General features: G+C 55.5%; 2 pseudogenes. Both read left to right on the top strand.

What is annotated here, in order from left to right:
* Positions 1–331 (top strand): annotated as a pseudogene (locus B3Z49_RS22065) (hypothetical protein); the annotation flags it as partial.
* Between the two features lie 116 nt (positions 332–447).
* Positions 448–683 (top strand): annotated as a pseudogene (locus B3Z49_RS02430) (hypothetical protein); the annotation flags it as partial.

Here is a 683-nt window from a genome sequence, read left to right as displayed (position 1 = left end):
GGCAAGTCTTGCCATGTCGGGCAAGCCGCCGATGCCGGCCGTTGATTTCGGGAATGACAGCACACCGGCATCGCGCCGTGCAGCCCTTGATGATGTGTCATCCTGGCTGACGTCTGTGTTCTTTAGTGATGAATATCCTGCCCTTCGCAACGCCTTTGTGGCGGGCGTGCAAAATGCTGTTTGGCTTGATCATGACTTGCAACAATATGTCCAGCCGCAACAACGCTCCGAGATATTGCAAGGTCTGATGCCTTATTGCCGCTGGTTCCTGGCCATGGCGCTTTATAACCATCTGGGCNNCCGCTTTGGCGCAAGCGCGCCGAGCCGGTAAAGCTTGTTTTCTGGGGTGATTTTGCCAAGCATGCCCGCGCTATTCTCGGGCACAGTGACGCGGCATCATTCTATCAGCCGCTTGGTGCAGGACTTCGGTCTGACAATGTCACGAGCATGCTGCCCTTGCTTGAAGATATGCTCGGTGATGCTTTCTTGCAAAACGGTATGGGGTTTGAAGATGCCCTGCGCCTTGGTATCGCATTGGGGCGCGCGCATCTGATCGAAAGCTGGATCGAAGCCGGTGGTTCGGAAAAGGAACCCTATTTCCGACCGATGAAAACCTGGCATCAGGCATGGCTTGCCAATGCCTTGATTGATCCGGCGGTGGCAAGTCTTGCCATGTCGGGCAA

Origin of the sequence: Thalassospira sp. UBA1131 (assembly GCF_002311515.1) — a bacterium.
GTDB lineage: Bacteria > Pseudomonadota > Alphaproteobacteria > Rhodospirillales > Thalassospiraceae > Thalassospira.
This window is presented reverse-complemented; position numbering and strand designations above follow the sequence as displayed.